The 7,100-nt window shown below is 67.1% G+C and carries 8 protein-coding genes; 3 read left to right on the plus strand and 5 right to left on the minus strand.

Annotated features, from left to right (window positions below; genetic code table 11):
- The 3 genes from EOA38_RS23030 to EOA38_RS39280 form a co-directional block, all read right to left on the minus strand.
- Positions 1–489, minus strand: a 489-nt coding sequence (locus tag EOA38_RS23030) for an NAD(P)-binding domain-containing protein (RefSeq protein WP_189434819.1), incomplete at its 3' end; no start/stop codon positions are given.
- 66 nt (positions 490–555) lie between these two features.
- A complete protein-coding gene (locus EOA38_RS23035; RefSeq protein ID WP_127300326.1) occupies positions 556–1,134 on the minus strand; it encodes an OsmC family protein in 579 nt (192 codons plus the stop codon).
- 265 nt (positions 1,135–1,399) lie between these two features.
- Positions 1,400–1,621 (minus strand): DUF1127 domain-containing protein, encoded by a 222-nt coding sequence (locus tag EOA38_RS39280; RefSeq protein ID WP_189350130.1) that lies wholly within the window; start codon positions 1,619–1,621, stop codon positions 1,400–1,402.
- Positions 1,622–1,966: 345 nt separating this feature from the next.
- Here EOA38_RS39280 and EOA38_RS23045 point away from each other — a divergent pair, with 345 nt between their 5' ends.
- Both EOA38_RS23045 and EOA38_RS23050 read left to right on the plus strand, forming a co-directional pair.
- The gene (locus tag EOA38_RS23045; RefSeq protein ID WP_127300327.1) at positions 1,967–3,385 is read left to right on the plus strand and encodes a nodulation protein NfeD; all 1,419 of its coding nucleotides are present in this window, start codon (positions 1,967–1,969) and stop codon (positions 3,383–3,385) included.
- Complete coding sequence (locus EOA38_RS23050; protein WP_126094599.1) at positions 3,382–4,146, plus strand: slipin family protein; 765 nt, start codon at positions 3,382–3,384, stop codon at positions 4,144–4,146. Before EOA38_RS23045 ends, EOA38_RS23050 begins: the two co-directional genes overlap by 4 nt.
- Before the next feature lie 162 nt (positions 4,147–4,308).
- Here EOA38_RS23050 and EOA38_RS23055 read toward each other — a convergent pair whose 3' ends face one another.
- Positions 4,309–5,238: a LysR family transcriptional regulator gene (locus EOA38_RS23055; protein WP_126094598.1), complete on the minus strand. Its 930-nt coding sequence runs from the start codon at positions 5,236–5,238 to the stop codon at positions 4,309–4,311.
- 97 nt (positions 5,239–5,335) lie between these two features.
- Between EOA38_RS23055 and EOA38_RS23060 the strand changes: the two genes are divergently transcribed.
- Positions 5,336–6,346 (plus strand): NAD(P)-dependent alcohol dehydrogenase, encoded by a 1,011-nt coding sequence (locus tag EOA38_RS23060; protein WP_126094597.1) that lies wholly within the window; start codon positions 5,336–5,338, stop codon positions 6,344–6,346.
- Positions 6,347–6,376: 30 nt separating this feature from the next.
- Here the strand turns inward: EOA38_RS23060 and EOA38_RS23065 are convergent, their stop codons facing one another.
- On the minus strand, positions 6,377–6,862 hold the full coding sequence (locus EOA38_RS23065) for a hypothetical protein (protein ID WP_245464708.1): 486 nt from the start codon (positions 6,860–6,862) through the stop codon (positions 6,377–6,379).
- Positions 6,863–7,100 lie beyond the last annotated feature (238 nt).

Consider the following 7,100-nt stretch of genomic DNA (forward strand, 5'->3'; position numbering starts at 1 on the left):
CACCCCGCCGGGCGGCAGTTCGCCGGGGGAACGATATTGCGAAGCGTGGATGCCGAGCGGCTCGCCCTCAGTTGCAAAAGGGATCGACGGCCGGTCGCAATGGCCCGTTGCCACCACAACGGCCTTGGCCGACCAGGCGCCGGCGCTGGTTTCGAGCGCAAAGCCGTCGCCGGTCCGTCTCGAGGAGAAAACCTCGATGCCGCATTCGACCGGCGCCTGCCAGCGCCCCGCATGGGCCTCCAGGCTCGCCACGAAAGCGTGTTTGTCCATGAAGCCGTCCGGATCGTCGCCTTGATAGGGCGAGCCCGGCAGCGCGTTCAGCCAGTTGGGCGTCAGGAGCCTGAGAGAGCGCCAGCTCTGCGAGCGCCAGCGTTCGCCGATGCGGCCGCGCTCCAGCACGGCATGCTCGACGCCGGTCCGGCCGAGGCAATGGCTGAGCGCAAGGCCGGCCTGGCCCGCGCCGACAATGACGACGTCAGCCCGTTTCATGGTTCCGTTCCGCTGGCAGAGGAGGGAAACGGTCCGGACCGGACCGTCTCCACGACCTTCAAAGGGTCACTGGATGGTCTTGATCCCGACCGTGACCGGCACGCCCTTGGTCAGCACGTCGAAGACGGCCGAGCGGGCGCGGGCCTGCTCGACGAGCTGGTTGAGCTTCTCGGCCGGCGCGTCGCCTTCGACCTCGAACGACACCTGGATGTTCTGGAAGCCGTTGCGGACCTCGTCGGAGATGCCGAGGATACCGCGCAGGTCGATGTCGCCGTCGACCGAGCATTTGACCCGGCTGAGCTTGATGCCGCGCGCCGCGGCAATGTTGGCAAGACCCGCCATCAGGCAACTCGCCAGCCCGTGCAGCAGCCATTCCACCGGGGTCGGCGCATTGTCGGCGCCGCAAAGAATGGCGGGATGGTCGCTGTCGGCGTAGTAGGGCTTTTCATGCTTCCGCTCCTGGCCGGCGCCGAAGAAGCCGTGCATCACGCTCTTGCTGTGGGTGCCTTCGATCCATTCGTTATGGGCGCGGAACTGGAACTTCGCCAGCTCCGGCTGGCCGGCCACGAAATTGATCGTCGCAATCAGGTTCGGCGTGTCGACGCCGTTGAGTGGAACGCGTGCAGGTTTGGTGTTGGGTTGCATTTCTCTACTCCCAGGGTTGTTTGCGGCTTGGTTGCCGTGACGCTTTTCTTTGGCGGTCGAGCGTTTGAACGAGAGTGGGTGCCAGCGTGGAATTTTTGATACGCCTACCGTGGAAATTGCGTTGGACATTCCATTTGAGACGAGCGTCCGCCACCGGAATCCAACGCCCGGGAAGCCGGTCGGCGGGCAGGGCCAAACGCGAAAACCCCGGCAATGCCGGGGCTTTTGACAGGCCTTCGAGCCGTTCCGGCCGCCGAAGCGGCCGTCACTCATCCGTGTCGAATTGTCTGTAGCGCACGGAGTACTCTATCTGCGAGCGGCTGATGCCGATGTCCTTCAGCACAAAGTCCGGCATGGCCTGCAGCGCGGCGCGCTCGCTGCGCATCTTCATGGCGCGATAGGCCAGGCTGAGCGCGCGGCCGACGAGGCCGGACAGGCTAAGGCCAGCCCGGCCGGTTTCGCGAGTGGTTCGATCCAAAGTCGTCATTGTCGTCTCCATTGGTTGCGGGCGCGCTTGGTCGCGCGGTCGATGGGGACAATGCAGGATGGGCGAGGGAGCCAGCGTTGGAACCCGCGTCGAAATTGCCGTGGAATCGTGAGTAGGCGAAAGCGGGCGAGCGCGTAATCTCCCCCCTCGAGGGGGAGATGGCCGGCAGGCCAGAGGGGGTCGGTCCGACTGGGCTCGGCCTGCTGCGGCAGATTGAGGTTGGCGTTCCATGCGCAGCGACCCCCTCTGTCGCCTTCGGCGACATCTCCCCCTCAAGGGGGGAGATCAGCAGCTCATTGGACTTGCCCCGGCACAACCCCATATTGAATCTAAGGAGCTTTGAGCGTGAAACTCGCGCGGGTGGCCTTCGTAGCAGCGGCCTTCGTGGCCGCGGCGGTTCTTTTCCCCTTCTCCTCGGCCGGAATGGCGGCGGAGAGGATCGCTCTCAGCATCGCGATCGACGGCGCCATCGGCCCGGCGAGCTCACGCCAGCTCAAGGAGGCGCTCAAGGCCGCGGCCGAGCGCAACGCTGCGGTCCTCATCCTTCAGCTCGACACGCCTGGCGGCCTGGTCACCTCGATGCGCGAGATGATCGCCGACATCCTGGCCTCTCCGATTCCGGTTCTCGGCTATGTCGCGCCGGCCGGCGGCCATGCGGCGAGTGCAGGAACCTATATTCTCTACGCCACCCATGTCGCGGCGATGGCGCCCGGCACCAATCTGGGCGCGGCGACGCCGGTCGAACTCGGCGGGCTGCCCTCGCTTCCCGGCGGCGAGAAGGACATTGCCCCTGGCAAGGACGGGGTCCCTGACAAGGACGGCAAGGACAGCGGGCGGCCGCCGGGCGACGCGATGATGGCCAAGGTGACCAATGACGCGGTGGCGCTGATCCGCTCGCTCGCCGAGCTGCGCGGGCGAAACGGCGACTGGGGCGAGAAGGCCGTGCGCGAGGCGGCGAGCCTTTCGGCAAGTGCTGCGCTGCAGGAACATGTCATCGACTTCGTCGCCCGCGACACGACCGAGCTTTTGCAACTGGCCGACGGCCGCACCGTCGACGTGGCCGGCAAGAAGGAAGTGCTGGCGACAAAGGGCTTGGCTGTCGAGATGCTGGATCCCGGCTGGTTCATCCGGCTTCTCGGCGTCATCACCGATCCGAATGTCGCCGTCCTCCTGATGCTGGTCGGCTTCTACGGCATCGTCTTCGAGGTCACGAGTCCCGGCGCGGTGGCGCCCGGCGTCATCGGCGCCATCTGCATCGTGCTCGCCCTCTATGCCCTCGATCTGCTGCCGATCAACTATACCGGGCTCGTCCTGATGCTGCTCGGCGTCGCCTTCCTCATCGTCGAGGCCTTCAATCCGACGGTGGTGCTGGGGGTCGGAGGCGCGGCCGCGTTCCTGCTCGGTGCGGCCATGCTGCTCAAGGTCGAGGGGCCCGGCTTCGCCATATCGTGGGTGGTCATCGGCCCGGCCACGGCGCTGACGCTGGGGCTCGCGCTGCTTGCCGGCAGCTACCTCTGGGCGGCGCGGCGCAATCCGCCGCGCGTCGGCGGCGAGGCCATGCGCGGCCTGCCGGTGCAGATCCTCGACTGGGAAGGCGGCGAGGGCCATGTGCTGGCGCTCGGCGAACGCTGGCGGGCGAAGGCCGATGGGCCGATCGCGCCGGGAGATCGCGCAGAGGTGACCGCCGTCAGCGACCTCGTGCTGACGGTGCGGCGGCGTGGTGCAGGTTACGACGGGGCAGGAAACGACGGAGCAAAACAATGACGGTCGGTTATGTCGCCTATCTGGTCCTTGCGCTGCTGGTGATCATGTTCCTGTCGGCGGCCATCCGCATCCTGAGGGAATATCAGCGCGGCGTGGTCTTCACGCTCGGCCGCTTCACCGGGGTCAAGGGGCCAGGGCTCATCCTGCTCGTTCCCTTCATCCAGCAGATGGTACGGGTGGACCTGCGCGTGGTGGTGCAGGATGTGCCGCCGCAGGACGTCATCTCGCGCGACAACGTTTCGGTGAAGGTCAACGCCGTGCTCTATTTCCGCATCGTCGACGCCGAGCGGGCCATCATCCAGGTCGAGGATTTCATGACCGCCACCAACCAGCTTGCGCAGACCACGCTGCGCTCGGTGCTCGGCAAGCACGAGCTCGACGAGATGCTGGCCGAGCGCGACAGGCTCAACAGCGACATCCAGGAGATCCTCGACCAGCGCACCGACGCCTGGGGCATCAAGGTCTCCAATGTCGAGATCAAGCATGTCGACTTGAACGAGAGCATGATCCGCGCCATCGCCAAGCAGGCCGAGGCGGAGCGGCTGCGGCGCGCCAAGGTCATCAACGCCGACGGCGAGCAGCAGGCCGCGGCAAAGCTCGTCGAGGCCGGCCGCATGCTGGCGGCCGAGCCGCAGGCCATGCAACTGCGCTATTTCGAGGCCCTGCACGACATCGCCGGCGAGCGCTCCTCGACGGTTGTCTTCCCGCTGCCGGTGGATTTGCTCAGCCAGTTCCTGAAGGGGCAGGGGAAGGGCGGGTAATCTCCCCCCTTGAGGGGGAGATGTCGCCGAAGGCGACAGAGGGGGGCGCCGCGCGTGGAGCGCCAACTTCTTCTTCGTTGCGACAGGGCGCCGGAGCTCCATGTGAGACGACCCCCTCTGGCCTGCCGGCCATCTCCCCCGCAAGGGGGGAGATTGGCAGCTTCACCGCCGCCAGGGCGGTTCCGGCGAAAATCGCTTGCCGATCCAGTCGGCGAAGGCGCGGGTCTTGGCGGCCTGGCCCTTGGCCGAGGGCATGACGACATAGACCGCGCCCTCGTCGGCCAGCGTCCAGTCTTCCAGGATCGGCACCAGCCGGCCGTCGGCGAGCTCGCGCCCGACCAGCCAGTCCGTGCTCATCATCAGGCCGACCCCCTGCACGGCGGCCTCGACCAGCACCTCGGCGTCGTCGCTGACCAGCGGCCCCGAAACCTCGACGCGCACGCGCCGGCCTTCGCGGTCGGTCATCTCCCAGGCCGGAAAGGTCTGGAAGCCGGTGAAGCCGAGACAGGAATGTTCCAGCAGCGCCTGCGGCGTCTCCGGCCGACCCCTTCGGGCGAGGTAGGAGGGGGAGGCGCAGAGCAGCCGGCGCCGCGTCGCCACCTTGCGCGCCACCAGGCGCGAGTCCTCCAGGCTGCCCAGCCGCACGGCAACGTCGAAATTCTCGGCGACGAGATCGGCGAAGCGGTTGGAGAATTCGGCTTCGATGCGCACATTCGGGAACTCGGCGAGGAACTGGGGCAGGAACGGGGCTACCCACATGCGCCCGAACGTGCCGGGCAGCGCCAGCCTCAGCAGCCCGCGCGGCCCGCCGCCGGCATGCGCGGAGGCGGCGGCTTCCGCCTCGTCGACCGAGGCGAGGATGGCGCGTACGCGCACCAGGAATTCCGCACCCGCCTCGGTCAGCGACACGCTGCGCGTCGTGCGGTGCAGCAGCCGCACCCCCAGCCGCTCTTCCAGCGATTGCAGGCGGCGCGACAGGATGGTCGCGTCGCGCCCGACCCGCGCCGCTGCCCTGGTGAAGGAGCGCGCCTCGGCGACAGCCGCGAACGCCGCCATTTCCGCAAGGGCCGCCGGTTCATGGGATTGCTGCATGATTTGCAATACTCAAATGCAGAGACCAAGGATTATCGAGAAATAGCGCAGCAGCTAGGTTCACTCAACCACCAAACGGCCACCCACGGAGTGAACCATGAAAGCCATCGAACTGACCCAACCCAGGCTGGACGCTTTCCGCACCGCCAGCGTCGCCACACCCGAACCGCAGCGCGGCGAGGTGCTGATCCGCCAGCGCGCGGCGAGCCTGAATTTCGTCGATGTCGCGGTGGCGAGCGGCAACTACCCCGGACCGGTCTTCCCGCTCATCCCGGTTGCCGACGGCGCCGGCGAGATCGTCGCGCTCGGCGAGGGCGTGACAAGGTTCGCTGTCGGCGACCGCGTCGTCGCCCACGCCAAGCCGCGCTGGATAGGCGGCCGGCCCCGTCCTTACGAGATGACGCAGATGCGCGGCATTTCGCTGCCCGGATCGCTCGCAGAATATGTCGCGCTGCCGGCCAATTCGGTCGTGCCGGTCCCGGCGCATCTTTCCTTCGAGGCGGCCTCGACGCTGCCCATCGCCGGCACCACCGCCTGGAACGCGCTCCGCGCCGCCGATGTCGGGCCGGGCTCGGTGGTCGTGCTGCTCGGCACCGGCGGCGTCTCGATCTTCACGCTGCAGCTCGCCAAGGCCGCCGGGGCCACCGTCATCATCACCTCGTCTTCGGACGAGAAGCTCGAGCGGGCCAAGGCGCTCGGCGCCGATCACCTCATCAATTACCGCGCGACGCCGGACTGGGACGGCAAGGTGCTGGAACTGACCGGCGGCCTCGGCGCCGACCTCGTCGTCGAGACAGGCGGCACCGCCACCTTCGCGTGTGCCGTCAACGCCACTGCGCCGGGCGGCACGCTGTTCACCATCGGCTTCGTCACCGGCGCCGAGGCGACCGTCAACCTGCTGCCGATCATCATCAAGGCGCTGAAGGTGGTGGGCAACAACACCGGATCGGTCTCCGACCTGCGCGACGCCGCCCGCGCCATCGGCGCCGCCGGCATCGAGCCGGTCGTCGACAAGGTGTTTTCACAGAACGAAGCGACCGAGGCCTACACCCACATGGCCGCCGGCGGGCTGCATTTCGGCAAATTGGTGTTCGGGTTGGAGTGGTAGGGAAGGCACCGACCGTAGGGGATCGGCGGCTCAATCCGCTTCGTCGCCCGAGCCCTTGCCGCAAGCGGCCAGCACCTTGCCGATCGCCGCGCCGGAGCCTTTCAGCGGAAAGCTCGCCTCGCCATATTTGGCAGCGCTGACTGTCGCCTCGCCTTTTCCCCGCAGCAGGGCGAGCAGCGGGTCGGCGGGGCCGGAGAGCTCGGCCGTGAAGTAGTTGTACATCGCTTCAAGGTCGAGCTTCCGCGTCACGATCTTGCCGCCGGCCTTGAAGGTGAAGGAGGCGTTGATGCCGGGCTCGAGTTGCCCGCCCGCGGCGCCGATATCATAGCTCAGTACTGGCTTGGCAAAGCAAGTCAGCATCAGATGCGCATCGCCCTTCGGCCCGCCGCAGACCGAAGCCGTCATCACGCTGCCGCCTTCGTCCTCCTCCATCTTGGCGGACCAGGCGCAGGAGGCGGCGTGAGCGGGGAGGGTGGTTGCAAGCGCCAGGATGATGGTTGCCGCTATGCTCTTCATGATGCTTCCCTCAGCATAGCGCAATCATACAGAGATTGGCGAAAGCGAGCGAGCGATTGATCTCCCCCGCAAGGGAGGAGATCGGCAGTTTCTACGCCGCCCCTAAATCAACTTCTCCAGCGTTATCGGCAGATCCCGCACCCGCTTCCCCGTCGCGTGGAACACCGCGTTGGCAATCGCGGGCGCGATGCCGACGATTGCCAGTTCGCCCACGCCCTTGCCGCCGAGGGCGGAGGAA

Source organism: Mesorhizobium sp. M1E.F.Ca.ET.041.01.1.1 (genome assembly GCF_003997355.1).
Taxonomy (GTDB): domain Bacteria; phylum Pseudomonadota; class Alphaproteobacteria; order Rhizobiales; family Rhizobiaceae; genus Mesorhizobium.